This window comes from Shewanella corallii (assembly GCF_023349125.1).
Lineage (GTDB): Bacteria > Pseudomonadota > Gammaproteobacteria > Enterobacterales > Shewanellaceae > Shewanella > Shewanella corallii.
In genome coordinates, this window is sequence record NZ_JAKIKT010000001.1 from 207,312 (window position 1) to 233,897 (window position 26,586).

Below are 26,586 nucleotides of genomic sequence, written 5' to 3' on the forward strand. Positions count from 1 at the left end.
AATAAATGAATGCGAATTGATGACAGCTTGCTTGCCCATTGATGCTGCAAACATGCCTGCTGTTGGTGCAGGAGATTCATCTCTTTGAGAGCGGAGTGGTCAAAAATTGAGGGCGGGATAACTGGCTCTATCCATCTGAGGTGGCTATGTTGGGGTATTCCCCTGACAGAGGAGAAAGACGATGGAAAAAGTAACAGGTATAGGTGGCGTGTTTTTCAAAGCCAAAGACCCAGTGGCAATGTCTGCATGGTATGAGAAACATCTGGGTATCGACCCTGTCCCGTCAGATTACGAGACTCAGCCCTGGAGTCAGCAAGCGGGTTTTACTGTATTTGCAGCGTTCCCGGCGGATACAGACTACTTCGGTAAAGCAGAGCAGAGCTGGATGATTAACTTCAGAGTCAATGACCTTTCCGCCATGGTGGCGCAGTTAAGGCAAGCTGGTATTGCAGTAGAAGTGGATCCCGAAACTTATCCCAACGGCCTGTTTGCCCGCCTGCAGGATCCTGAAGGTAACCCCATTCAGCTTTGGCAACCTGCATGAGTTCTGCCCATGACAGCAAATAAAACCCAGCCGACGGAACTCAGTGTGAAAACCTGGTTGGAGGGGATTACAGACCCTGTTCGTCGCCGTGATTGCGAGCAGCTCTACACCATGATGGCTGAGCTGACAGATACCCAAGGGGTGATATGGGGCGACAGTTTAGTGGGGTTTGGTCAATATCACTATCGATATGAATCCGGTCGGGAGGGAGACTTCTTCCGCACCGGTTTTGCATCCAGAAAAGGAGGACTGAGTATCTATCTTATGGCCTGCGGTATGGACCAGCATCAGCTTCTTCCCAAACTGGGTAAACACAAGATGGGAAAATCCTGTTTGACGGTAAAACGCCTGTCGGATGTCGAGCTGGATTTGCTGAGACAAATTTTGCTGGACTCATTGCAGGAAATGGCGCGGCGATATCCTGAGTAACTTGTTTTAATCAATTTTTCATCTGCAGATCACTTTCCTCTTTGGCGCGCGGAGCATAAAATGCGCTCCTTTTTTATCGGGATCTGAAGGGAGTCGGATCTATTGCTGGACTGGCCTGGAGGCCGTTGTAGTCATGAATAAATATCCTGCTCCTGAATTCTCAGCTAGGTTTCTGCTGCCTAAATACTGGGGAACTTTATTGTTGGTGGCCTTTGCGTATCTGCTGAGCCTGCTGCCCTGGAAATTACAGTTTGCCATGGGGAAAGCTCTCGGAAGAGCTGCCATTCGCCTGATGCCAAAGCGTCGCAAAACCATGATCAGAAACCTTGAGCTGTGCTTTCCCAATATGCCAGCTGCTGAGCGTGAAGCGCTGATCAAAGCCAACATAGACAATACCGGTCTGGCACTGTTTGAAACCGGTATGGCCTGGTACTGGTCTGAGGCCCGTGTGGCCAAACATGTTTCCTTTGAAGGGCTGGAACATCTGGATAAGCTTAGAGCGGAAGGTCGCGGTGTGTTGCTGGTGTCGGTTCACTCTTTAAATCTGGAGTTCGGTGGGCGAGCCTGCGGCCTTAAGTTGTCTGGCATGGGTGTATATCGGCCCAACAATAATCCCTGCTTTGATTACTTCCAGTTCAAGGGGCGCACCAAGGGGGGTCATGAAATGATCCACCGTAAGGATGTGAAAACCATGCTGGAGAGTCTGCGCAAAGGCCGGGTGCTATGGTATGCGCCGGATCATGATTATGGACCCAGACGTCATGCCTTTGCGCCTCTGTTTGCCGTCGAGCAGGCCTGTACGACAACAGGTACAAGTCTGTTGGTGGATGAAACCGATTGCGCCATTGTGCCCTTTACCGTGGTTCGTAACGACGATAATGGCCATTACACCTTGACGATAAGGGAACCTCTGGTGGATAGCTTCCCCAAACATGACCCGGAGGCAGGTGCCCGCGTCATCAATAAGGTGGTGGAAGAGTCCATCATGGCAGCGCCGGATCAATATATGTGGTTGCACCGCCGCTTCAAGACGCGACCAGAAGGGCAGCCGTCTTTATATTAATCCCTGTGAAAGCTCACCTTGTGTGAGCTTTTTCATTTCTGTGTTGCATCCAATTATCCCCAAAGAGAGCTCGAAATTGAGTGGGGAAGTCTCTACAATGCGCCGCCTGAAATTTGCCCGATTTCCCGGTTAATCCATCTTCCGAGCCCATGTATGTACCAGAAAGATCAATTTGAACTCCTTGCCCCGGGTGGTGACCTTGATGCCATTAAGGCTGCGATCGCCGCCGGTGCCGATGCCGTTTATTGTGGCCTGGATAGATTCAACGCCAGAAATCGTGCCACCAATATCACCCTAGATCTGCTGGATGGCGTGATTGAGCTGGCACACAGCCATAACTGCAAAATCTTCCTGACCCTGAATATTATGCTGCTCGAGAGTGAGTTGCCCGCCATGTTGCGTCTGTTGCAGCAGCTGCAACAGACGCAAGTGGATGGTGTGATAGTGCAGGATCTGGGACTGGCCAGCCTGTTGAAACGTCACTTTCCTTCTCTGGATGTGCACGCCTCGACGCAGATGAATACTCACAATCCGGGGCAGATGAAGCTGCTTTCCGGCATGGGGATGAGCCGGGTCAATCTGTCCCGGGAGCTGAGCCTGCCGGAGATTACCGAGCTGGTGGCGGTTGGCCGGGAAATCAACATGCTGACAGAGGTTTTTGTACACGGTTCCTACTGTGTAGGCTTTTCCGGAGTTTGCTATCTGAGCTCAGCTCGCAACGGGGCATCCGGTAATCGCGGCCGTTGCAGTCAGCCCTGCCGGGAGGCTTATGAGCTAACAGCAGCAGGCAAGCAATATCCTCTCAATATGAAAGACAACTCGGCCTTTATGGACTTGCCCGCATTGGCTGCAGCCGGAGTGCATTCACTGAAAATCGAGGGGCGAATCAAGAAGCCTCACTATGTCTTTACCACTACAGAAAGCTGGCGAAAACAAATAGATGCTTTGTGTGAGGGAGGGCTGCAATCCAGTGATATGTCCTCTCTTTACACTGTATTTAACCGGGATTTTTCCAACGGTTATTTAATGGCAGATGTTCATCACGGCATGTTTATCGACAACCCCAGAGATCATGCACCAGTGCATTTCAGTAAATTGCACAAGTGCGAAACCAGTGACGATATCAAGCGGGTTAAACAGCAATTGTACAGCACTAAAACCGGCATTATGCAGCGTATGCACAGTTGTATTGATGCTATGGAGGTTCCCGCCAACAAGGCGCGAAGCCTGAAAGGTACTGAGTTGAATATCCCCTTGCCAGCCGGAGTGGGTTGTAAAGATATTCGGCCACAGCTGGTGGTGATACTGGATATGGTTCAGCTGCAGGACTCCAGACCCGAGTCTACCGATATTCACTATTGCGTGATGCTACCTGACACCCTGGCGGACAGTATGGATGAGGTGTTGGCGGCATTCAGGCAAGCGCCTGGATTAATCCCCTGTTTTCCTGCTGTGGTGACCGGCAAACACTTCGAGGCCGCGCGAACCTTGCTCGACAGTGTCAGACCGGATTGGCTTATGACCCACAATCTTGGGGTGGCGCAATTGGCCAAAGAGATGCAACTGCCCTGGGTGGCCGGTTCTCAGCTGAATATCGCCAACTCTGCGGCGCTGGATTGTTTGCACAATGAATTGAACGCCTGCGGTGCTGTGTTGTCAAAAGAGTTAAGTGGCAAACAGATGGAGCGGATTGTACGGCCAACAGAGATGTGGCTGATGGCAACCCTGTTTGAACCCAACCACCTGATGACCAGCCGTCAGTGCCTGCTGATGCAGAGCGTTGGTTGTAAAAAACAGCGTATGAATGCTGGTTGTCTCAAACGCTGCAGCAAGAGTGCCGGATTGCAAAATCTTAAGGATGAGCCCTATGTGATTCATAAGGCGCGTGGCAGTTATAACCGCTTGTACAGCGACAGACACAGCTATACCCCTGAGTTGTTACAGGAGCAGCAGGGCAGATTCACTCATTTGATAGTGGATCTAAGGGAGATCCCTACCAACACCCAACTTCAGGGAATCCTGACTGAGAAGTTGGCGCTGTTTGTTGAGACGATTGCCGGGGATGATACCGACCAGGCAATACTGCAGCAGCGAATATCAACCTGGCAAAATAACCATTATTTGAAAGGGGTTTAAATTATATTTCCTGAGCTTAGCTGAATGGGTAAATCAGTTGGAATATATAAGATAAATAGGTTGTTGCGTTAGGCTTGTTGGTTGTGGCAGCCTAATAATTCAAACCCTCTGTAAAAGTGTGGTTGAATATATCGGGGTGGGCGCCCGCAGAAATGACAAGGTACTTTGGAAAGGAACTAAATGAGCTATCTAAGTATTTCTGAACTCTGCAAATCCCTGTTGTGGGCTCCGGTCGACCATGAAAGCGGGGAGCGCGCCGATGTTTATTGTGCCACCGATACGGATTTGGATATCGCAGAATCCCGCCTGGGAGTTGACCTGCCACAAGATTACCGCTGGTTTATGAAACACTATGGTATGCGTGGCCTGGAAGATCCCCGAGTCAATGTTGGCTTGAATGGCATTTCCCTCTCTTTTCTTGGCATGTTTGCCGCCATAGATACGGCAGTGACTCTGACTCACCAATATGCCAGACCCAACCCCCTCGGACGAGCTGCCATTCCCGACAGAAGCCTGGTGATTGCAGACTCCATTGCCGGTGATCTTTTGCTGCTTGATCTCTCAACGCGCGACTATGGCAAAGTGCGATTCAGGCATAAAGATCTGATGAAACAGGTTTGGACTGAAGAACCTCAGGAACTCACCTTATTGGCCAATTCATTCACTCATTTGCTGGAGCAAATTGTGGCCAGTCCCAGGCCCAAAGTTGAGCATTTGCAGCTGCAGGAGTTATAGGGTCTGTCGTCGCTTTCTACTGCATTAACGCTCATTTATGTCGAACAACTACACGTCAATCGCGTTGCTTTGTATAAAATAACGACAAAGTGCTGCAAAAACCACCTTCAAAGGCCAACAGACTCTGGTGGTGACAGTTGATGATATTTGATACTATTAGCGCAATTCGCCGCACATATTCACTGTGCGGCTTTTCATTTTCTGCAGGACAATCCCTTGAATCAAATTCAAACCAACAGCCCTTCGATGGCATTTTCTTCTCTGGCGCTGAAAAGTGAGCTGCTGTCGACGCTGGAGTCTATCGGCTTTGCTCAGATGACAGCAATTCAGGCTCAGAGCCTGCCACAGATTTTGGCTGGCAAGGATCTGATTGCTCAGGGTAAAACCGGGAGTGGCAAGACGGCTGCATTTGGTCTGGGATTGCTGCACAAACTGAATGTTAAACGTTTCCGTATTCAATCTCTGGTGCTGTGTCCTACCCGTGAGCTGGCGGATCAGGTTGCCAAAGAGATACGTACGCTTGCCCGGGGCATTCACAACATCAAGGTGCTGACCCTGTGCGGTGGTGTGCCAGTTGGGCCTCAGATTGGCTCCCTTGAGCATGGCGCACACATTATTGTGGGTACGCCAGGGCGGGTACTTGACCATCTGGAGCAGGGCCGTCTGGATTTTTCTGAGCTGACCACCCTGGTGCTGGATGAAGCAGACCGCATGCTGGAAATGGGCTTTACCCAGGCGATGGACAGCATCATTGCCCAGACACCAGCTAACCGCCAGACCTTGCTGTTCAGTGCGACCTTCCCAGCCCAGATCCAGGGAATGGCAGAGCGTATTATGCACAAGCCTGAGATGGTGAAGGTGGAGTCGACTCACGACAGCCAGACGATTTCCCAACACTTCTATCACCTGGAAGCGCGCAGTGAGCGTATGCAGGCACTGCAACTCCTGTTGTGTAAGTATCAGCCCGAGTCTGCAGTGGTGTTCTGCAATACCAAGCGTGAAACCCAGTCAGTGGCCGATGAGTTGGCAGCGTTGGGCTTCAGTGCTCTGGCTCTGCACGGCGATCAGGAGCAGCGTGAGCGTGACCGTACTCTGGTGCAGTTCGCCAACAAGAGTATCAATATTCTGGTGGCCACGGATGTCGCAGCCCGGGGTCTGGATATCGATAATCTGGATGCTGTGGTGAACTTTGAAATGGCCTACGACAAAGAGGTGCACATTCACCGTATCGGTCGTACCGGTCGTGCCGGCAGTCAGGGTGAAGCTTTCAGCTTCTACACAGGTAAAGACAGCTACAAAGTTGCCGCCCTAGAAGAGGTGCTGGGTCACGAGATCCAGGATGATGAGCTGCCGGGCGAGCAGTACCTGAATATTGCGCCTTATAAGCCAAAGATGACCACGATTTTGATTGATGGCGGTAAGAAGCAGAAGTTGCGTCCGGGAGATATCCTCGGGGCCCTGACGGCAGATAAGTCACTAACAGGCGACGATATTGGCAAGATTAAGATCACCGATATCCGCTCTTTTGTGGCGGTAAAGCGTCAATTCGGTAAGAAGGCACTGACTATCCTGAACAAGGGCAAGCTCAAGGGCCGACAGTTCCGTGCTTTCTCTGTGTATTGAGTTGCTTCTTAGCTGAATAGCTTCAGGGAGTGGATACCGGGAGACTGGTATCCACTTTTTTGTATCACGCTGCCAAAGTTACCAATGCCGCCCCTGCCAATACGCCGGCAGCAAAGGTGCTTGCGCTGATAAGCCAAATCGACGGCATGGTTTTACCTGAATCGCTTTGTGGTTGCTGATTGGCCAGCAGCAAGCTGGAGTACTCCACTTCAAAGGCGGCAGCCAATGAGCGCCCCGTTTCCAGAGAGGCTGTGCCATGCAGTTCCACCCTTTGAATGGTGCGCAGGCTGAGGCCGCAAATATCAGCCAGCTGTTGTTGGGTCCAGGCTTTCTCCTGTCTCAGGTTGCGGACTTTTACGGTATCTAACTGCATTACCTTATCCTTTCAACCAGGTTGTCACTGTGTAGCCGACAAACATGCCGACAGCCCCAAAGATCAATCCCGTGACAAAGCCTTCGAAAACAACCCGTTTAAATGACTTTCCACCTGGCATGATCTGCTGGTAGTCAAAACTGTCCTCATCCAGGCATTGTTCACCCAACATGAGCTTTATGTCGATTGGCCCTTTCATTACGCTGTGGACCAGAATGTGAACATCCAGTTTCTGACCATCGAGAGTAAAGCTGTGGTTTGAGCTATACCCCAGACTGCGTTTATGAGAAATCAGTTCCTCGTCCACATAGACCCATTCTTTACCGCTCAGGGTTGAGTTTTGTACTGTGATGCTATGACCCTGCCACTCAAAATAACTGGTGAGGATATACTTGCCGGTTTGCATGTAGACTCCTTGTTCGCAAATGGTCTGCATATCTTGGATAAGACAGGCCTTGAATCGTGACGACTGTGGGGTGACAGTGGCACAGATGTCATGCGTCACCTATATGACAGCGTAATAATATCAATGTGTTACGTGTGTGCTTGTTGTTGGGAGAGTAACATTGTTAAACGCTTGTTGGTAACGTAAATTGGGGCTATGACTGTTAAATCATCAATCAGCGAGGGGCGCTTTTTGGGTGATAAGCTGGTTGGTCAATTGGCTGACCTGATGGATAAAGTTCAAATCCAGCCGGTCAATGCTATCTTGCTCTGTGTGGTATTGGTTGTGGTTGCCACTGGCAAAAAACAGCCAGGGGATATCTTTCTTGTGGAAAGGGTAGTGGTCTGATGCTCTGAGCCAATCGATGCGGTCGCTGACAAAAGAGCCCCTGCCCATCCCTTTCGGGTGACCTACCCGGGAGCATAGCCCAATGGTTTGGTAGCCCAGTTGAAGTTGTTGCAGTACCTGATATCGGCTAGCCGGAACCATGCTTTGAATGCCTTCAACATACAGGCGCCTGTGTTTATCCGGGCGGCCTACCATATCCAGATTGATTACCAGCTCAATCTGGCTCAACACTCCGGCGTTCTGCAGCTCCCTGACCAGCGCTTTGCTGCCATAAAGTCCGGGTTCCTCAGCATCGGTAAACACCATCAGCACATTGGCAGATAATGCCTGTTTCTTCAGGCTTTCGGCCACTGACAACATGGCAGCCACTCCGGAAGCGTTGTCATCTGCGCCCGGAAAGTATTTGCCATCCGGACGACTAAGACCAGCTCTGCCGCCAAGATGGTCATAGTGAGCCAACACCAATCGCCAGGGAGCATTGTCAGTGTCGTCTGCTGCCGGAAGCATCACTGCCAGGTTGATCCCCTGCCTGTCGGAAAAGCCCTGAGTGTATTCAAAGCTGTGTTGAAACTTATCTTGCCATCCCGCCAGTCCCAGCTGTTTGAACCTTTGCTGCAGATACTGACGAGTGAGTACAGCACCCTCGCTACCGGTTTTTCTGCCATTCAGGGCGGGACTGGTTAGCTGCTCAAGATCATTCGACAAACTGCGTATCTGTTGGGCTGGTTCATTGAGTGTAATTGGCTCCCGGCAGCTCTCGCCAATTAGCCTGTCACTGCTGGTGCAAGCTGCCAACAGCAGAAGTATCAGGATTAGGGCGTTATTTTTCATGGCGATAAATTAGTCGAGGATGAGTAACCAGTTAACTCTACCTTCAGCGTGTCCGCAACCGTGGTGCTCCATCGTTCAGCTTGTGTTCATAGCTTAAAGGCTCTATTGATACAGTTTGTTACGCCCGGAGGGCAACAAGGAGCTCAAATGAAAACACTGAATAAAAGTTTACTGGCTATCGCACTGGGAGTGTTAACCACAGCGGCTTATGCCGACCCAGATGACTATAAAAAAGAAGCGATGAAGCAGGAAGCAGAACTGCGTCGGGAGCAAGCCGAACTTAAACGTGAGGTCGCAAAAGATAAGGCTGAGTATCAGCGAGAAGCTCGACAGTTAACTGCAGAAACGGAACGTGAGACTCGCAAAGCACGAACAGAAGCTGAGCGCAAAGCGAGAAAGGATCGGATGGAAGCGGAGCGTGAGGCGAGAAAAGCTGACGCAGAGTATCGAAGAGAAGCTAAAAAAGCTGATGCTGAGTTTCATCGGGAGTCTAAAAAAGCCAAAGCAGATGCTAAAAAAGAGAAACGCAAGCTGGAGCGTGAAGCCGACAAAGAAGCCAGAAAGGCAGAAAAAGAAGCACGCAAAGCTGAAAAGGCACGTCTGCAGGCTGAGCGAAAAGCTGAAAAGCAGTAGTTGTCAGATCAGGTCTGAACCACTACAAATTAATGCCGGGAGCATTGCCTCCCGGCATACTTCTTATCTAACTATTCGGCTGGGTATTGATACCATAGGCCTTCTTTTCTTAATTTGATGACAGCACCAGTCTCTTCCCCGTTTACATAATCATATTCAAAGGGGACTCGTAAATTTCCCTGCATATCAAATATGCCATAGTGATAACCGGCTTTGTCGCCCTGTTCCCATCTGCGCTGAGCAACGATCACTTTGAGTCCTGGGTTATACCAAAAGGTTTGATATTCATTGGGTACAATCGTTTTGCCCTGAGCATCAATTAACCCTGCATCGCCATAGCGGATGCTGTACTTTTTGACTTCGGTTATATACCTGAAAGTAAACAGACCACTTTCATCCAATGCAGAAAGGTGTTGTTTTTGCAGTGGAATAACCCAGCCCCTGGATTCGATGTCATAGACTCCTTCTTTTTCATCCTCCTCTTCTATCTGGTAGAGGCTGCCATACAGCTTTCTGAAGTACTCTGCTTTCAACAGGGATTTACCCGACAGGTCCAATAGCTCTTTACCCGCCTTTGATTTACCGATAAGAAAATTGTCATCCCAGTAAATCTCCTCAAACCGGTTGGCAAGGATCTTTTCTCCTTTATCGTTGAGTAGTCCGGCAGCACCAAAAAAGTAGTCATCCGGGTTGTTATGTTTATCAAAGACCTCAAACCAGCCAGGAAGCTCATCTATTGGGTCAACATGGCCGTACTTAAACAGTTGGGTGCGCCACTGTGCCGTCAGCCAGGGCAGTCGATTGCCAGCGGGCAGTTGGTTACATTGGTGAATAAACTCCATCTGTTTTTTTACCGTGATGGAAGAGGGTAGAGATAGCAACAGGTTCAACCCAGATTCACTGATCATGCAGTAGCTGATAAATGCCTGAGGATTGCGTCTGCTTTGGAATAGCAGGCTGCCGGATTGTTTGCCCGCAACAAACTCCTTTTGGTAAGACAGCTCCCAATCTTTTTCTTTAGCGGAAGCAATAAGTTCGTTCAGGTAAGCTGGATCTGACTCGATATAGGCATCAACCGTATCACTGAATGAATCAGGGTAGAAATAGAAGCCATCAAGGGAGTCCTCTTTCAACAGCCAGGAGGGTGTTAGCTGCCTGGGTAATATGTCGTCCAGTTGCAGGGCGAGTGGGTTTTCGTCCCAATGAGGAATAGTTTCCATCTCTCTGGCGGCATTAAAAGGGGCGGTATATTGCTTTTTTTGTGGGCCGGGAACGAAGGAGTGGAGTATTTCAAATGCGGCGTAGGCTGCAGGCAGATCGCCAGTATCAAATAGTGTCGCTTTACCCAGTACATGCTGCTTGTCTGTATATAAATAGGTGAATACATGCAACGCGTCTGCCGAATAATAGAGTACGCCGTGACTGGCTTCGTGAATGATTTCAGCGCCATGCTCGGTCAAAGCGTTGCGCCATGCCGGGTAGTCAAAGTCCGCCTCGGGGGCGTCACTGAGCACGATATCCAGGTTGTAGGGATGAATCACATAAACGGGGTTGTTCTCGGCGGTGAGCCGCAAATCACCTATATACCAGAAGTAAAATTCCGACTCCCAAGGCATCAGTTCTGAATCGATAGGGATATCCAGGGTTAGTTCACCGTGGAAGGGGACTGTAACCGTTTTCCATACCGGCTTTTCATCTTGCATTGCAGTCTCCTCCCTGGCTGTTGCCGACAGAACCAGACAAATGGTTGTGCTCAGGAGCAGAAATTTTAACAAATTGGCCATTCGTTCCCTCTTTTGGCTGGACTGTATCCCTCGTTAATGCAAATGTAAACTAACAGTGAAATATGCTGCGGGGCAAGATGCTTGCGGCATTGTGTGCTAATGGAGGGACTGTGGGAAAGAGAGTGTTGATGATTGGGTTGGACCCTGCTGTGGTCAATTATGATAAGTGGCCGGAGTTAACGGAAGAAAAGCTGATAGCTGCGCTGAATATGGGTAAGGCAGCGTTGGAGTTTGAAGGTTTTGAAGTGGACTTTTGTGCTATCGACCATGGTGAAACGGCTGCTGAAGTGATAGCTGCAGCATTACAAAAAACACAGTACGACTGCATCATGATAGGCGCAGGGGTACGCAACGACCCGGATGAGTTTCTGTTGTTTGAGCAGGCAATTAATCTGGTTCACAAACAGGCGCCCCAGGCCAGCATCTGTTTTAACACAGGCCCTATGGATGGAGTGGCTGCAGTCAAACGCTGGCTTTAAGTCGTCTTAATATAACTATAACAATGTGATGGAAAGTCGCGGTCGATATCTTTGGAATCCAGTAAAGCTAATTAGCTTCCCGAATTTCGATTCTGCTTTCTAATTTAACCTTAAAAAATCACTTGTATCACATTAACTCAGGTTGCTCTCTGTTAGGTTAGCGACCAATAGTCGTGCAAGGTGGGGCGGATAATGTTTTACACTGTTTACCAACCCATGGTGGGGGAGGGGGGAGTCTATGCTTATGAGGCTCTGGTAAGGCTAAGGGATAGCAAAGCAAATCTGGTTAATTTTCTGGCGACGCTGATTAATAAGCCTCTCTTTGATTATGAGAATATTCTCCGGATTCTGACTGAAAACAAAAACAATGAGATGCTATTGTTTATCAACGTGCATGCAGAATCCCTTATATGTCAGGAGTTTGTTGAGCGTATAGCTAAGCTCAAACCATTTTTTCACCGTATGGTGATCGAAGTAATGGAAACTTCCTGCGATTCCCCTGAGTTACTTTGCAGTAATGTGAAGCTGTTACGGGAGTTGGGGCTGGCGTTTGCCATTGATGACTTCGGTGCCAGTTTTTCCAATCTGTCTCGCCTGAGCGAGCTGGAAACAGAGTATGTGAAATTGGACAGGACACTGCTCACCAAGGTTTCTCATGACTTTTTTTCCTTCTCTGTACTGATAAAGATCTGCCAGCTGATCCTCTTTAATCGGCCGGACACTCGAATTGTTGTTGAAGGGATTGAGACCTGGACCCAGCATGCCCTGGTTAATGCTATCGAAAATTACATTAACCATAGCGTGATTCGTCAGGGATACTTCTACGCCAAACCTCAGCAAGGCTTTGTATTACCTTCTGAAAATCTGCTCCCTGAATTCTCCGTTCAAAAAGAGCAAAGCCGTCATATCAATCAGAAGCTGACCTTGATTAAAGATGCTTATGAATCCTTTCTTGGCGCCGGTAATGAAGAGGCTTTTAAGTCAGATATGGCTTTTTACGCAAGCCTGGAATCTATCGGCATGATAGGTCTGAGCAAAAGTCTGGAGCTGTCGAAACAGATTATCGTGTTGAAAAACTCCGATGGAGACATGATCTATCACAACAAGAAAAGTCGTGACCTGATGGCGGTGGAAGATACATCCCTTAGTCGGCAGGAATTGACCCAGAGGTTTCCTGAGTTTGGTTTGTGCCTGGAAAATGATGCCCAGTTTTTGCAGAGTCATCAGGAGCTTTCCGTATGCGAAGAGCTGATCTATGACAAAACTTTCATTGTTAACCGGTATCTGATTGAGCGGGACGATCATGCGCCCAATATCCTGAGCTTTATTGTCGAGAAAGATAAAGCTCTGGTGGACAGGTTCGACGAAATGACTGGCTTACTGCTGCGTCATGACTACTCAGCTTATCGAGATATCAGCTGCCTGGCTTTCATGGATATTAACGGACTTAAAGAGGTTAATGACTCCCAGGGGTATGAGGCCGGAGACCGGCTGATTATCGAGATGGGAGAACTGCTGAAACAGTCATTCAGACAAACCGATCTGTTGATCCGCCACGGAGGAGATGAATTTATGATCTTATGTCGCGATACTTTGGCAGATGAGCTTAATCTGAAGCTGGCTAACCTGGCACAACGGCATAGTGTCGGGGGACTCTCTTTCTCCTGGGGCGTTGCGAATAGAAGCCAGGATATTAGTCATGATATTGCCCTTGCATCTGAGCGCATGAAGCGGCAAAAGAGAGAGGAAAAATATGTCGTCTGACAACACCCTAAGTAAGCAGCTGTATCGACTGGAGCTAAGGTTGGATTGTTACTCCGGTGAATTGCTGGAGTTGATGTTGGATCAGCTTAAGGAAAGGGCCAAACAACTGGAATATCTGGCAGTCTCTCCTGTGCTTTATACCCGAAACAAGCGACTCCTGATTCAGGATTTTGCCGAGTATGATGTCGCCGATGGGATACCCTATGCTTCAGTAACCCTGACGAACAGTCAGGGAGTTGTGCAGTACGCCAGTTATTACTCAGACTTTATGCCTGTGAATTTTGATGCGGTGATCCGCATGGCTCAGGCTATCGCTGTTGTCGAGCAGAAAGGGGAGCTGTGCCCGGCTAACTGGCATCCGGGTAAACGCACCGTCAGAGCAGATAGCTGGGATGTCGCCGACTATATTCTGAAGGAACTGCTGGTCTGACAGTATTTATACCAATCCGCATAGGAGTTTAGTCACTCAGCGAGAATTTAAAGGCGTGGAGACAATCGGAGCGACCGAAGATCTATCGGGATAAATCAAGAGAGCTGTGGGCGGTATGCGCGTCTTTAAAACTCGCCCTTCGGGAGCCTGTCAGCCCCACGATTACTGCCCCAAATTGTCTAGTCATAGAACCACTATGTCGTCACCAATTTGGATTGTACTCGAATGGCTGACATGGCTCTGATGAGATCAATCTTCTATACGGATTGGTATTACCGCTTTCCGAGCACTGTCAGGACAATACCCGCCAGTAACATCAGGCCACCCAGCATTTGCATTGGACTTGGAGCTGTTTTCTGGATCAGAAAGGTTAATGCAATGCCTGTGATTGCTGACATGCCTGCAGCAACCAGGACCAAAGAAACATAGGGAAGTTGCTTGGCGCCTGAGCCGTAATAGACGGAGAAGCCTACCGCTGAGATATACATAAGCGGTATAGCAAACAGGCAGAGTTTAGCTGCTGAGAGAAACACATTGGAAGCATCCAGATAACGGATGCTGAGCATATTTGCGAAGTGAACACAGCCGGTGGCCAAAGCCAGGGTGCCGGCGAGCTTAACCAGTTGAAGCGCCATAAATTCTGCCTGTGATATCCAGCCATGCAAGCTTGTTGCATCGCCCAATGTCAGACAGAAGAAGGTCTCCTGAATACCCTGTCTGTGAATTATGCCACCTCATGCGGCGGCGTGCATATTAATCAAGTGCTCAAAAAACATCCATTACCAATCGCGTTTGTGTGATCCGTGTCACGCCGGGTGGCCCAAATACAGGCCTTTAAAACACAGGTTTGTTGCTTTTTAGTGTCCGGTTGATATTTTGTAGTCAGACTAATTACTGAAAGCCGAACGCCAAGGATGAGCAAAGGCATATGGAAAACCTTAACCCTGAGCAGTTGAGTGAGGTAGTTTCACTTCTGCCTGATCCTGCGTTTATTCTCTCCAGTGATGGCAAATATATCGCCTATCTGGGCGGTGTCGACCGACAGGCCTACCATGATGGCAGCCCCCTTGTGGGCCACTACTTAAAAGATGTTCTCCCCATTGATAAAGCGCTCTGGTTTCTCAGTCAGATAGAAAAAGCTATATCTGATAATGAGATACAGATTGTTGAGTATGATCTCGATATTGCTGAGTTAAATGAGGTGGGGCGTGAAGGCCCTGAGGGTGTACTCAGATATGAAGGCAAAATCGTTCCCCTGACCAGTAAGTTTGATGGTAAACGCGCCGTCCTTCTGCTCACCCGCAATATCACCCGAAGATACAAGCTTGAAAAACAGCTTCGTATTCTCAGCGAGACCGATGGCCTGACTGGCTTGTTTAACAGAAGGTTCCTGCTGGACACCCTTGAAAAATATCTGAGTACCAGGCGCTACCAAAGCCAGGCTGCTTCGCTGATCTTCCTTGATGTGGACTTCTTTAAAGAGATTAATGACCAGAATGGCCACCTTGTGGGTGATGAGGTGTTGAAACAAATCTGTCAGCGCCTGGAAACCCAGCTCAGGACTCAGGATATTGCGGCGCGGATCGGCGGAGAGGAGTTTGCCGTGTTTTTGCCTGAAGCCTGTATGGAGGAGGCGACCCGGGTGGCGGAAAGGATTCGCTGTATCATAGATGCCAGTCCTGTCATTGTTGGAGAGCTGATTATGCCGGTGACTATCAGTGCGGGTATTACCGTGTTAGCCAGTGATGACGATGTCAGCCAGGTGTTAACCCGGGCAGATAAAGCCCTCTATCAGGCGAAATCGCTTGGGCGGAATCAGGTCAGGCGGGCCTGATTGATAAAAATAAAAGGCGCCTCGAAGGCGCCTTTTTGATTCTCTGCTCAGGACATCTTTTCCAGCAGCGGCTTAAGGAAGCGCGCGGTGTGAGAGGTGGGATGCTGAGCTACCTCTTCCGGTGAGCCGGTAACCAGAATCGTACCACCACCTGAGCCGCCTTCAGGACCCAGATCCACAATCCAGTCTGCGGTTTTAATCACATCCAGGTTGTGCTCAATCACCACCACGGTATTGCCGTGAGATTTGAGGCGATGCAGCACATCCAACAGCAGCTGAATGTCGGCAAAGTGCAAACCGGTCGTTGGCTCATCCAGAATATAAAGTGTCTTGCCGGTATCCCGTTTGGACAGCTCCTTGGCCAGTTTAACCCGCTGAGCTTCACCACCGGACAGGGTCGTGGCACTCTGGCCCAGGCGGATATAGGACAGGCCCACATCCATCAGGGTTTGCAGTTTTCGGGCAATAGCAGGCACAGCATCGAAGAAGCCACGGGCTTCCTCTACCGTCATCTCCAGCACTTCATGAATGTTCTTGCCTTTGTACTTCACTTCCAGGGTTTCACGGTTGTAGCGCTTACCCTTACAAGAGTCACAGGGCACATACACATCCGGCAGGAAGTGCATTTCCACCTTGATCAAACCATCACCCTGGCAGGCTTCGCAGCGTCCGCCTTTTACGTTAAAGGAGAAGCGGCCGGGCTGATAGCCACGGGAGCGAGACTCCTGAGTCGCCGAGAACAGCTCACGGATTGGCGTGAAGATACCTGTGTAGGTCGCCGGGTTGGAGCGTGGGGTACGGCCAATCGGGCTTTGGTCGATATCCACTACCTTGTCGCAGTGGTCCATGCCTTTGACCTTCTTGTAAGGTGCAGGCTCATCCACTGTGGCTTTGTTCAGCATACGGTGGGCAATTTTGAAAAAGGTGTCGTTGATCAGGGTCGACTTACCTGAGCCGGATACCCCGGTAATACAGGTCATCAGGCCCACAGGAATAGTCAGGTCGACATCTTTAAGGTTGTTGCCACTGGCACCGAACAACTCAATCACCTTACTGGCATCATAAGGAATACGTCCGCCCTCAACAGAGATCTGCTTCTTGCCGCTGATGTACTGGCCGGTAACCGACTTGTCGCAACCCACGATGGCTTCAATCGGGCCATCACAGATCACTTCACCGCCATGAACCCCTGCGCCCGGACCGATATCGATAATATGGTCCGCCATGCGAATGGCATCTTCGTCGTGCTCAACGACTATAACCGTGTTGCCCAGGTCTCTGAGGTGAGTCAGGGTGCTAAGCAGTCGCTCGTTATCGCGCTGGTGCAAACCAATGGAAGGTTCATCCAGTACGTACATTACCCCCACCAGACCGGCGCCAATCTGGCTGGCCAGACGGATACGCTGAGCTTCGCCACCTGACAGGGTCTCTGCACTACGGGACAGGCTCAGATAGTTGAGGCCCACATTCACCAGGAAGCCCAGACGGTCGCGCACCTCTTTGAGGATCTTCTCGGCAATCTGTGCCTTCTGACCATCAAACTCCAGGGCATCGAAGTAAGCCATGGCTTCGCCAATGGACCATTCGGTCAGGGTCGGCAGATTCAGCTCTTTAATAAACACGTTGCGGGCTTCTTCCCGCAGACGTGAGCCACCACAGCTGTTACAGCTCTGGTGAGAAATATATTTGGCCAGCTCTTCGCGCACCGAGTTGGACTCGGTTTCCCGGTAGCGGCGATCCATATTGTTGAGGATCCCCTCAAACGGGTGCTTGCGTACCACTACATCGCCACGGTCGTTGATGTACTTAAAGGAGATATCTTCCTTGCCTGAGCCGTAGAAGATGAGCTTCTGCACTTTGGCGGGCAGATCCTTGAAAGGTACTTCCACATCGAACTGATAGTGTTCGCCCAGCGACTTGAGCATCTGGAAATAGTAGAAGTTACGACGGTCCCAGCCGCGAATCGCACCACCGGCCAGCGACAGGTCATCGCTGATCACCACCCGCTCAGGATCGAAGAAGGTCTGCATACCCAGACCATCACAGGTTGGGCAGGCACCAGCCGGGTTGTTAAAGGAGAAGATTCTCGGTTCCAGCTCCGCCATGGAGTAGCCACAGATAGGGCAGGCGAAATTGGCGGAGAAGACAAGCTCTTCACCTTCACCGTCCATAGGGGCGACCACTGCGATACCACCGGATAGCTCCAGTGTGGTTTCAAAAGATTCCGCCAGGCGCTGCTGCAGATCCGGTTTGACCTTAAATCTGTCCACCACCACTTCAATGGTGTGCTTGACGTGCAGGTCCAGCTCCGGTGGGTCGGACAGGTCACATACTTCGCCATCGATACGGGCGCGGATATAGCCCTGAGCGGCCAGGCTGTCCAGCAATTTGACGTGCTCACCCTTACGGCCTTTGACCACAGGTGCCAGCAGCATCAGACGGTTGCCCTCAGGCATCTCCAGCACTTTATCCACCATCTGGCTGACAGTTTGTGCTTTTAATGGCTGGCCATGAGTCGGGCAGCGGGGCTCACCTACGCGAGCAAACAGCAGACGCAGGTAGTCATAGATTTCGGTAATTGTGCCCACGGTTGAGCGAGGGTTGTGGGAGGTGGACTTCTGCTCGATGGAGATTGCCGGGCTCAGACCTTCGATATGGTCGACATCGGGCTTTTCCATCAGGCTGAGGAACTGACGTGCATAGGCGGAAAGCGACTCAACGTAGCGACGCTGGCCTTCTGCGTAAAGGGTGTCAAATGCCAGGGACGACTTGCCCGAACCAGAGAGGCCGGTAATGACGATGAGTTTGTCCCGTGGAATTGTCAGGTTGATATTTTTGAGGTTGTGGGTGCGGGCACCCCTGACTTCAATATTGTCCATCTCTCGCTCAAGGTTTGGCTGCACAAAAGAGCATAAGTATCGCACAGAACACTTTGTGATTGCAGGCAGTATTAACGATTAGCTTTAGCGACGCTTTACTTGCCTGGCGAAGTAAAGTCAGACCCATGTCATGGCTCTGTGATATGACTTGTTTGGCAACTGCGGTTGCCGTCCAGCGGTTTGGTTTTCTTGCCAAAAGGTGAATTCGGTTTAAGGGTTTTGTTTTGGGCATATGAGGGGCTTATGTTAATATCCCGCCCCTGAATTTTAACCAGCAGGACAAATTTTCATGTCGGCAAGCGGTCTGTCGGGCACCGAGAAAAAAGTCGCGTTTTCCCTCGCCAGTGTGTTCGGATTGCGAATGATGGGCTTGTTTATGATCATGCCCGTGTTTGCACTTTATGGTCAGCACCTGGAAGGTTTTTCTCCACTGTGGGTAGGTATCGCCATCGGCGCCTATGGTCTGACTCAGGCTGTACTGCAAATCCCCATGGGCATTTTGTCGGATCGCATTGGTCGCAAGCCTGTGATTATGGGGGGCCTGTTGGTGTTTGCGCTTGGCTCTGTGGTTGCCGCCATGGCAGACAGCATCTATGGCGTGGTCGCGGGCAGGGCACTGCAGGGTATGGGCGCGATTGCCGCCGCTGTGCTGGCTCTGGCTGCTGATCTCAGCCGTGATGAGCAGCGCACCAAGGTGATGGCCATTATCGGCATGTGTATCGGTTTCTCCTTTGCATTGTCGCTGCTGGTAGGCCCGGTTGTTGCCCAGCATCTTGGATTATCTGGCTTGTTTGCCATGACAGCCGGTTTGGCGCTGCTGGGCATAGTGATAGTGCAGCTGCTGGTGCCCAACCCGGTAACCCATGCGCCCAAGGGAGATACCCTGGCGGCACCTGCCCGTATTGTGCAGATGCTGAAGAACCCTCAGCTTATCCGTCTTGATGCCGGTATCTTTATTCTGCACCTGGTGCTGACGGCGGTGTTTGTGGCGCTGCCTTTGGATCTGGTGGATGCCGGTTTTGCCAAAGAAGAGCACTGGATGCTCTACTTCCCGGCCTTTATCGGTGCTTTCTTCCTGATGGTGCCCCTGATTATCATCGGCGTGAAGCGCAAAAACGCCAAAGGTATGTTCCAGGTTGCTTTGGTGATTCTGCTGGTGGCACTGGGCATGATGGCAGCCTTCTCCCACTCTCTGGTGGGGTTGAGTGTGGCTGTGGTGCTCTTCTTTACCGGTTTTAACTACCTTGAGGCGTCGCTGCCGAGTCTGATTGCCAAATTCTGCCCTGTGGGCGAGAAAGGGACTGCCATGGGCGTATATTCCACCAGTCAGTTCCTGGGCGCCTTCTGTGGCGGCCTTATCGGTGGCGGTGCATACCAGTGGCTGGGAGCAACCGGAGTGTTTATTGCTGGCATGATTCTGATGGCAATCTGGCTGATTTTGAGTCTGGGAATGCAGAATCCTGTGCTGCTGAAAAGTTACACTTTAGCGGCAAATGTTGAGGGAACTGATCAGGCAAAAACAATGGCCATGGAACTGTCGAAATTGGCCGGTGTGGCGGAAGCTATTGTGGTGCTTGAGGAAAAAGTTGCATATTTAAAAGTCGATGAGCATTTCGATTTGAGACAAGCTCGAGCTGTGTTAGGCTCTGTCAATTAAACAGATTTTTTCGAGATTAATCGCAGGAGATTTTAATGGCCAGTCGTGGTGTGAATAAAGTGATTCTGGTAGGTAACCTGGGGCAAGACCCTGAGGTTCGCTACATGCCAAACGGCAATGCTGTTGCCAATGTCACTGTTGCAACCAGCGAAACCTGGAAAGATCAACAAGGTCAACAACAGGAGCGCACCGAATGGCACCGTGTGGTGGTATTTGGCAAACTGGCTGAAATCGTGGGCGAATACCTGCGCAAGGGTTCTCAGGTTTACTTTGAAGGTAAACTGCAGACCCGTAAGTGGAAAGATCAGAGTGGCCAGGATCGTTACTCTACTGAAATCGTGGTTGATCAGGGCGGCAGCATGCAGATGCTTGGCGGTCGCAACCAGGGTCAGGGTGGTGGTCAAAGCCAGGGCGGTTATGGTCAGCAGAACCAAAACCAGTACGGCGGTGGTCAGCAGCAACAGCAGTACCAGGCATCTCAGCAGGGCGGTTACGGTCAGCAGCAGACTGGTTATGCACCACGTCAGCAGCAATCTGCTCCACAACAGCAGCAGTCTTCCGGTTACCAGCAGTCTGCGCCTCAACAGCAGTCAGCTCCTGCACAGCAGGCACCGGCTCAGCGTCCGGCTCCTCAGCCACAGCAGCAAGCTGCGCAGCAGAACAACAACTACACACCTGATCTGGATGACGGTTGGGACGACGATATCCCGTTCTGATCCAGGTCGGATGCCAGAGCTTGTGAATAACATAAAAACCCCGCTTTCGAGCGGGGTTTTGTTTTTTGGAGCACAAAAAAATGCCAACCATCGGAGGTGGTGATGGCTGGCAAGATAAGTTTGTATTTGGAACCAACGGATGCAATTTGTCATTGGGGGCTGCCAAATCGCTTTTCAGTCAGCGACTTATTTATAGCCTGAATTTATCATTGAGCCTTTTGAAAGAGTTTGAAAATTATTGAAACCAAATAAAAACAGTTAGTTACTATCGGTTTCTATAGGCAGGTACGCTGCCAGAAGCTGGTATAACTCCTCATCATCAACGGCAACGCCCTGAGCTCCGTAATCTTTCAGCAACTGTTGCTGCGCCTCGGAAGGCAGAATGGTGTACATAAAGAAGGGCGTTTCATGTCCGTGGCGGCGCATGGTTTCCACCAGTTTTAATCCGGCCAGAGGATCACTTTGCCGCCCCATATCTGAAATCACCACATCGTATTGATACATGCTCAGCAGGATAAGGGCGTCCTGTGTTGATCTGGTGTTGTAGACAGCGACACCCTGATTCTCGAGGAATTTCCGCTCCACCTGATTGTTCTCGGGGTGATCATCAACCCAAAGCACCCTGGCTCTGGTGTCGGCAGGTTCGCTGATTTGCAGCGGTTTGCTGTTATCTAGCCAGAAATAGAGTGTGGCTGACAGCAACAATAAGGTGACTGACAGGCTGGCGATTAACCTGACCGGGCGAGTAGTTCGGGTTTGCCTGTCGGCGACTGAGGGCTCTGTCTGCACTGAGGGCTCTGTCTGCGCTGAGGGCTCCGGCGGTGCATGCTGCTCTTGCTGCAGCATGGTCAGCACTTCAGCGGAGAGTCTGTAGCCCCGGCCATGGAGGGTTTGGATTACGGCGAAGTCAGCCCCGACGGACTTAAATAACTTTCTTGCATCGGAAATCAGGCGTGAAATGGACCAGTCGCTGACCACAGTATCCGGCCAGAGACTATTCAGCAGTGTCTGCTTATCCACATGCTCAGGTGCATGCTCTATCAGTAACAGCAGCAACCTGACAATGCGCTCATCACAGTTAAGCAGTTTCCCCTCATGACTCAAACTTTGAGTCAGGGTATCAAGCTCAAACTGATCGAACCTGTAGCGCATCAGCTCCCCCAAAAGATGACGTTGCGAAATTGTTAAATGCATTGAATCACCACTGCTTACATCTAGTCAAACGCCAAGTTGTTTCAAGAGTTTGATGCAATCGTGATTCCCCATACTGACAGAATTTTTCTGGTTGAAATTTGACCATTGTCAGATGGGTTTATGCACTGTAGAATCTGCTCCCTTTTTCGCCTGATTAACCTGAAGATGCAAGCTCAACCTAATACCATGATGCCCTGGGTCAGGGTCTTTCTGCTGGCATTGGCCGCGTTTATTTTTAACACCACAGAGTTCGTCCCTGTCGGCATGCTGGGCAATCTGGGTGACAGTTTCGGTATGCGCCCGGAAGAGGTGGGCCCCATGCTGACCATCTATGCCTGGATCGTGGCCCTGGCTTCGCTACCTGCTATGTTGCTGCTGGCCAATGTAGAACGCAGGCGTTTGTTGCTGTGTGTCTTTGCCCTGTTTGTTGGCAGCCATATCGTCAGCGCGATGGCGTCCAGCTACAGTATGTTGCTTGTCTCCCGGGTCGGTATTGCGTTGGCGCACTCAGTGTTCTGGTCAATCACTGCTGCCATGGCGGTTCGTCTGGCACCGCAAGGTAAGAGCGCGCAGGCCCTGGGTCTGCTGGCAACCGGCACTGTGCTGGCCATGGTGCTGGGTATCCCTCTGGGACGGGTAGTCGGTGAGTGGTTCGGTTGGCGCGCGACTTTTGCCGGTATAGGTATTACCTCTGCTCTGGTGATGCTGGCGCTGTGGCGCTGGCTGCCAACACTGCCGGTATCCAACTCAGGCAGTCTGGCGAGTTTGCCACAAATTGCCCGTAACAAACCCCTGTTGTGGTTGTACTTATTGACTGTGATTGTGGTGACAGCCCACTTCACCGGCTACACCTATCTTGAACCTCTGGTACAGCAGGTTTGGCATTACAGTGGCGATGTCACGACCTGGGTTCTGCTGGCCTATGGTGCCGCTGGTATTGTTGGCAGCACTCTGTTTAGCCGACTTCAGCCGAAACATCCAAACAATCTGTTGGTGGTGGGAACCGCCTTGCTGGCTCTGTGTCTGGCCATGCTATCTTCATCGGCTCCGGCACTGACTCAGCTAATCCCGGGCGCCATGCTGTGGGGTATCGCCATGATGCTGGTGGCATTGGCCATGCAGGCCCGGGTACTTGAATATGGTGCCAGTGCCACAGACATTGCTATGGCGATCTACTCAGGCATTTTCAATATTGGCATTGGCGGTGGTGCCTTGCTGGGCAGCCAGGTCGCGATTCATTGGGGGGTAACCAACAATGGGCTGGTGGCTGTGGGTGTGATCGCATTTGCCATTATTCCGCTGCGATATCTGCTGCGCCGCGGCAGAACAGACAACACAGATCCCGGCCTGGCGCAGGTGCAGCCTTAACAAACAAAAAGCCGCTGAACAGTCAGCGGCTTTTTTGTATTGTCAGGGTGAGACTTAAATTGCCCAGCCGCCGGCGTAGAAGGCCACCAGAGCCAGAGTCAGAGCCACAATACCAAAGTTGATTTTGCGCCACTCACCGGCAAATACCCGACCGCAAACCAGACATACAAAGCCCAGCATAATGCCGGTCACAATGTTGGCAGTCAGTACGATGAACACAGCACATACCAGACCGGACAGGGCATCGATAGAGTCATCGAAGTCCAGCTTGGTCACATTGCTCAGCATCAACAGACCCACATACATAAGTGCAGGTGCAGTGGCATAGGCAGGCACCAGATAACTGATGGGAGAGATAAACAGCAACAGCAGGAAGAGCACGCCAACAACCACAGCGGTCAGACCTGTCTTACCACCGGCAGCGGTACCCGCGGCGGATTCGATATACACAGCCGCTGGTGCACCACCCACAAAGCCGGATACCACTGAGCTGACAGAATCAGAGGTCAGCGCCTTGCCACCGTTAATGATATTGCCCTCTTTATCCAGCAGGTTTGCCTGTCCGGCCAGCGCACGTATCGTCCCAGTTGCATCGAATACTGCTGTCATTACCAGCGCCAGTACGCTTGGCAGAATAATGGGATTCATGGCACCCATAATATCCATGGTACCGACCAGAGAAGTGTCACCACTGATCTCTGGCATGGCAAAAAAACCGTGGAATTTCACATTGGGATCGAAGATCAGGCCAATCAAAGAGATGGTGATAATCACCAGTAGAATGCCACCCGGCACACGACGCTTTTCCAGTCCCAGAATCGCCGCCAGACCAATAATAGACATGATCACAGACAGAGAGGTGAAGTCACCAAACTCAATTGGCAAACCATTACCCGGGTTTTTGATAATCAAGCCCGCACTGTTGGTGGCGATCAGCAGCAGGAACAAACCTATGCCAATACCTGTTCCGTGGGCAATACCCATAGGCAGGTGGGTCAATATCCACTGGCGCAGGCCAGTCACCGTAATGGCGGTAAAGGCCACACCCATCAGGAACACGGCACCCAGAGCCACAGGAATAGAGATCCCCTGACCCAGTACCAGACTGAATGCGGTAAAGGCGGTCAATGAGATGGCACAGCCAATCGCCATAGGCAGGTTGGCCCAAAAGCCCATCAGCAAGGAGCCAAATGCGGCGACCAGACAGGTAGCGATAAACACTGAGCCCTGGTCAAAACCCGCAGCCCCCAGCATGCTGGGCACCACAATAACCGAGTAAACCATGGCCAGGAAGGTGGTCAGGCCCGCCAGCAGTTCCTGACGTACATTGCTGCCACGCTCGGAAATGGCAAAGAGCTTGTCCAGTAACCCGGGAGCTTGAGTCTGAGGGGCGGTTTTTATTGTGTTATCCGACATGGTGATTCCAATCCGGTGTTGTCATTAAAGTTATAAGTCCCGATAGCAGGTATCAGACATGATGTTTGGCGTAATAGAGGTACTGAAACCAGATTGGGTTTCAGTTGATGGGGTGAAATTATAACTTTGTCACCGGCGTAATGGTGAAGAATTTAGCCGAAAACAGATGCCGGTATACCAAACTGTGGCACCGGACAAAAAAGTGATAGGGCGGGTTTTGCGCTATGTCCCGCCATTCAGAGTATTTGATCTGCCTAGTTCTCTGATTCCTGATCAATCAGCGGCAGAGGGTTTAACTCGTCATCCTCTTCTTGCAAACCAGGCTCAGGAGCGCTCTGAGTCTGTTCTGCGATACGTCTGCCAATAATGGTGACGCCCTGGGTAAAGCTGTAGCCGTAACCATAGCCACCACTTTCAAATACACTGCCACTGCCATGGATTTGAGCAAAGTTATAGTTGCCGGACGTGATGGGCATAATAGACTGCACCTCATAGCCTTCAGCATTCAGAGCTTCGACCGCAGCAGCGGTATCCTGGCTCAGACGTTCGCCGTCCACCATAGCGTCGGACTCTTTGGGCGACTTTTTCTTCGACCAGGCATCGGCAGCCTTGCCTGCCAACTGCTGGAAGTGAGCGGGTACATAAACAACTTTATTCATTGGCTTATATTCTGTTAGTGGCATCTGATGCTCATTGTGCACGGCTTTGAGTATGTTGCCAAAACCTGGTTGAAAAAATAGGTGTTCAATTTTCGGTTGTTGCATCAAAGCCATTGTCGTTAAGGTGTGGGTAGAACAAAAGCAGGGATATGTGAATGCGGATTGAAAACAAGAAACTGGAAGATAAGTATTACCAGGCATTGATCGCCAGGGACGCCAGTTTTCTGGGTAGCTTTTATGTGGGAGTTAAAACCACCTCTATTTTCTGTATTGCTACCTGCAGGGCCCGCAAACCCAAGCGCGAGAATGTGGAGTTTTTTGATTCCCTGAAAAGTGCCATGGATAATGGCTATCGCCCCTGTAAGGTATGTCGGCCGACGGAAAATGCACACCAGGCACCGGAAGAGATCAACCGGGCCATTGATGAAGTGCGCGCCAACCCCAAGCAGAAGGTAGGGGATGCCCGTCTGCGACAGATGGGCATTGCGCCGGAAAAGATCCGCCGCTGGTTCAATAAACACTATGGAATGACCTTTCAGGCGTTCCAGCGTATGTATCGGATAAACAACGCAATGATAGAACTTAAGCAGGGTAAAAGCGCCACTGATTCCGCCTTTGACTCGGGGTATGACTCCCTCAGTGGTTTTGGTTACACCTTTAAAAAGTACACGGGCACGTCACCCAGTGAACTGCAATCTGCGCCCCTGTTAATCGACCGGTTTACTACGCCATTGGGCCCTATGTTTGCCTGCGCCAGTGATCAGGGCCTGTGCCTGCTGGAGTTTGTCGACCGCCGAATGCTGGAGACTGAGTTTGAAGATCTGCAGCGACGTCTCAAGACCTGCATCATGGCGGGAGAGAACGAGTTTATCCGTCAGGCCAAGCAGCAGATTGCCGAGTACTTTGCCGGTGAGCGACTTGAGTTTGATATCCCACTGCATACGCCGGGCACAGAGTTTCAGAATCGGGTTTGGCAGGCGCTGAAGCAGATAGATTATGGTGATACTGCCAGCTATATGCAGCAGGCGGTGAAACTGGGTAACCCCAAGGCGGTGAGGGCAGTTGCCAGCGCCAACGGCATGAATCGTCTGGCAATTATCATTCCCTGTCACAGGGTGATAGGCAAAGATGGCAAGCTGGTGGGGTATGCCGGCGGACTGGAGCGTAAGCGCTGGCTGCTGGAGCATGAGGCCAAAGTGGCCAATAAACCTTTGGCCCTGAAGGCATAATTTACGCTCACTTAGGG

At 50.8% G+C, this 26,586-nt stretch carries 24 protein-coding genes; 15 read left to right on the top strand and 9 right to left on the bottom strand.

The annotated features are described in order from the left end of the window. The first annotated feature begins 181 nt into the window (after positions 1-181). From L2725_RS00885 to dbpA, 6 genes are all read left to right on the top strand, one after another. Positions 182-544 carry a VOC family protein gene (locus L2725_RS00885; protein ID WP_249247133.1) on the top strand — a complete coding sequence of 121 codons (363 nt, stop codon included), beginning with the start codon at positions 182-184 and terminating at the stop codon, positions 542-544. Between the two features lie 9 nt (positions 545-553). Next, positions 554-973 (top strand): DUF1801 domain-containing protein, encoded by a 420-nt coding sequence (locus L2725_RS00890; protein WP_249247136.1) that lies wholly within the window; start codon positions 554-556, stop codon positions 971-973. Positions 974-1,106: 133 nt separating this feature from the next. Next, positions 1,107-2,036 carry an LpxL/LpxP family Kdo(2)-lipid IV(A) lauroyl/palmitoleoyl acyltransferase gene (gene lpxL / locus L2725_RS00895; RefSeq protein ID WP_249247138.1) on the top strand — a complete coding sequence of 310 codons (930 nt, stop codon included), beginning with the start codon at positions 1,107-1,109 and terminating at the stop codon, positions 2,034-2,036. Positions 2,037-2,189: 153 nt separating this feature from the next. Further along, complete coding sequence (locus L2725_RS00900; RefSeq protein WP_249247139.1) at positions 2,190-4,172, top strand: U32 family peptidase; 1,983 nt, start codon at positions 2,190-2,192, stop codon at positions 4,170-4,172. A 180-nt stretch (positions 4,173-4,352) separates the two neighbouring features. Continuing rightward, positions 4,353-4,907, top strand: a complete 555-nt coding sequence (locus L2725_RS00905; RefSeq protein WP_249247141.1) for an SMI1/KNR4 family protein — start codon at positions 4,353-4,355, stop codon at positions 4,905-4,907. Between the two features lie 246 nt (positions 4,908-5,153). Continuing rightward, positions 5,154-6,530: an ATP-dependent RNA helicase DbpA gene (dbpA, locus tag L2725_RS00910; protein ID WP_249247971.1), complete on the top strand. Its 1,377-nt coding sequence runs from the start codon at positions 5,154-5,156 to the stop codon at positions 6,528-6,530. Between the two features lie 64 nt (positions 6,531-6,594). Here dbpA and L2725_RS00915 read toward each other — a convergent pair whose 3' ends face one another. The 3 genes from L2725_RS00915 to L2725_RS00925 form a co-directional block, all read right to left on the bottom strand. After that, the gene (locus L2725_RS00915) at positions 6,595-6,903 is read right to left on the bottom strand and encodes a helix-turn-helix transcriptional regulator (protein WP_249247144.1); all 309 of its coding nucleotides are present in this window, start codon (positions 6,901-6,903) and stop codon (positions 6,595-6,597) included. Positions 6,904-6,907: 4 nt separating this feature from the next. Next, complete coding sequence (locus tag L2725_RS00920) at positions 6,908-7,309, bottom strand: hypothetical protein (protein ID WP_249247145.1); 402 nt, start codon at positions 7,307-7,309, stop codon at positions 6,908-6,910. Positions 7,310-7,519: 210 nt separating this feature from the next. After that, on the bottom strand, positions 7,520-8,527 hold the full coding sequence (locus tag L2725_RS00925) for a M20/M25/M40 family metallo-hydrolase (RefSeq protein ID WP_249247146.1): 1,008 nt from the start codon (positions 8,525-8,527) through the stop codon (positions 7,520-7,522). Between the two features lie 147 nt (positions 8,528-8,674). On the opposite strand from L2725_RS00925, the gene L2725_RS00930 reads away from it, so the two are divergent. Then, positions 8,675-9,160, top strand: coding sequence for a flotillin family protein (locus tag L2725_RS00930; RefSeq protein ID WP_249247151.1), 486 nt, complete (start codon positions 8,675-8,677; stop codon positions 9,158-9,160). A 71-nt stretch (positions 9,161-9,231) separates the two neighbouring features. Here the strand turns inward: L2725_RS00930 and L2725_RS00935 are convergent, their stop codons facing one another. Further along, positions 9,232-10,863 carry a WG repeat-containing protein gene (locus tag L2725_RS00935; protein ID WP_249247170.1) on the bottom strand — a complete coding sequence of 544 codons (1,632 nt, stop codon included), beginning with the start codon at positions 10,861-10,863 and terminating at the stop codon, positions 9,232-9,234. A 191-nt stretch (positions 10,864-11,054) separates the two neighbouring features. Here L2725_RS00935 and L2725_RS00940 point away from each other — a divergent pair, with 191 nt between their 5' ends. The 3 genes from L2725_RS00940 to L2725_RS00950 all read left to right on the top strand — a co-directional run bounded on the left by L2725_RS00940 (position 11,055) and on the right by L2725_RS00950 (position 13,617). Further along, positions 11,055-11,423: a hypothetical protein gene (locus tag L2725_RS00940; RefSeq protein ID WP_249247172.1), complete on the top strand. Its 369-nt coding sequence runs from the start codon at positions 11,055-11,057 to the stop codon at positions 11,421-11,423. Between the two features lie 192 nt (positions 11,424-11,615). After that, positions 11,616-13,187, top strand: a complete 1,572-nt coding sequence (locus L2725_RS00945) for a GGDEF domain-containing protein (RefSeq protein WP_249247174.1) — start codon at positions 11,616-11,618, stop codon at positions 13,185-13,187. Then, positions 13,177-13,617, top strand: coding sequence for a hypothetical protein (locus L2725_RS00950; RefSeq protein ID WP_249247177.1), 441 nt, complete (start codon positions 13,177-13,179; stop codon positions 13,615-13,617). The genes L2725_RS00945 and L2725_RS00950 overlap by 11 nt, the downstream gene beginning before the upstream one ends. 272 nt (positions 13,618-13,889) lie before the next feature. Here L2725_RS00950 and L2725_RS00955 read toward each other — a convergent pair whose 3' ends face one another. Next, positions 13,890-14,252: a hypothetical protein gene (locus L2725_RS00955; RefSeq protein WP_249247179.1), complete on the bottom strand. Its 363-nt coding sequence runs from the start codon at positions 14,250-14,252 to the stop codon at positions 13,890-13,892. 293 nt (positions 14,253-14,545) lie between these two features. Here L2725_RS00955 and L2725_RS00960 point away from each other — a divergent pair, with 293 nt between their 5' ends. Then, on the top strand, positions 14,546-15,451 hold the full coding sequence (locus tag L2725_RS00960) for a GGDEF domain-containing protein (protein WP_249247183.1): 906 nt from the start codon (positions 14,546-14,548) through the stop codon (positions 15,449-15,451). Positions 15,452-15,498: 47 nt separating this feature from the next. Here L2725_RS00960 and uvrA read toward each other — a convergent pair whose 3' ends face one another. Next, entirely contained in the window at positions 15,499-18,330 is a 2,832-nt protein-coding gene (uvrA, locus tag L2725_RS00965; protein ID WP_249247184.1) for an excinuclease ABC subunit UvrA, read from the bottom strand. A gap of 289 nt (positions 18,331-18,619) precedes the next feature. Here uvrA and L2725_RS00970 point away from each other — a divergent pair, with 289 nt between their 5' ends. Together L2725_RS00970 and ssb are read left to right on the top strand one after the other, a co-directional pair. Continuing rightward, positions 18,620-19,987: an MFS transporter gene (locus L2725_RS00970; RefSeq protein ID WP_248934017.1), complete on the top strand. Its 1,368-nt coding sequence runs from the start codon at positions 18,620-18,622 to the stop codon at positions 19,985-19,987. 35 nt (positions 19,988-20,022) lie between these two features. After that, entirely contained in the window at positions 20,023-20,703 is a 681-nt protein-coding gene (ssb, locus tag L2725_RS00975) for a single-stranded DNA-binding protein (RefSeq protein WP_248934018.1), read from the top strand. 258 nt (positions 20,704-20,961) lie between these two features. Here the strand turns inward: ssb and L2725_RS00980 are convergent, their stop codons facing one another. Next, positions 20,962-21,897 carry a response regulator gene (locus L2725_RS00980; RefSeq protein ID WP_249247189.1) on the bottom strand — a complete coding sequence of 312 codons (936 nt, stop codon included), beginning with the start codon at positions 21,895-21,897 and terminating at the stop codon, positions 20,962-20,964. A 120-nt stretch (positions 21,898-22,017) separates the two neighbouring features. Here L2725_RS00980 and L2725_RS00985 point away from each other — a divergent pair, with 120 nt between their 5' ends. Further along, complete coding sequence (locus L2725_RS00985) at positions 22,018-23,265, top strand: sugar transporter (RefSeq protein WP_249247190.1); 1,248 nt, start codon at positions 22,018-22,020, stop codon at positions 23,263-23,265. Between the two features lie 54 nt (positions 23,266-23,319). Here the strand turns inward: L2725_RS00985 and L2725_RS00990 are convergent, their stop codons facing one another. Further along, on the bottom strand, positions 23,320-24,681 hold the full coding sequence (locus L2725_RS00990) for an NCS2 family permease (RefSeq protein ID WP_249247192.1): 1,362 nt from the start codon (positions 24,679-24,681) through the stop codon (positions 23,320-23,322). Between the two features lie 254 nt (positions 24,682-24,935). After that, the gene (locus L2725_RS00995) at positions 24,936-25,364 is read right to left on the bottom strand and encodes a hypothetical protein (protein ID WP_249247194.1); all 429 of its coding nucleotides are present in this window, start codon (positions 25,362-25,364) and stop codon (positions 24,936-24,938) included. A gap of 131 nt (positions 25,365-25,495) precedes the next feature. On the opposite strand from L2725_RS00995, the gene L2725_RS01000 reads away from it, so the two are divergent. Then, entirely contained in the window at positions 25,496-26,569 is a 1,074-nt protein-coding gene (locus L2725_RS01000; RefSeq protein ID WP_249247196.1) for a bifunctional transcriptional activator/DNA repair enzyme AdaA, read from the top strand. The last annotated feature ends 17 nt before the right edge of the window (positions 26,570-26,586 follow it).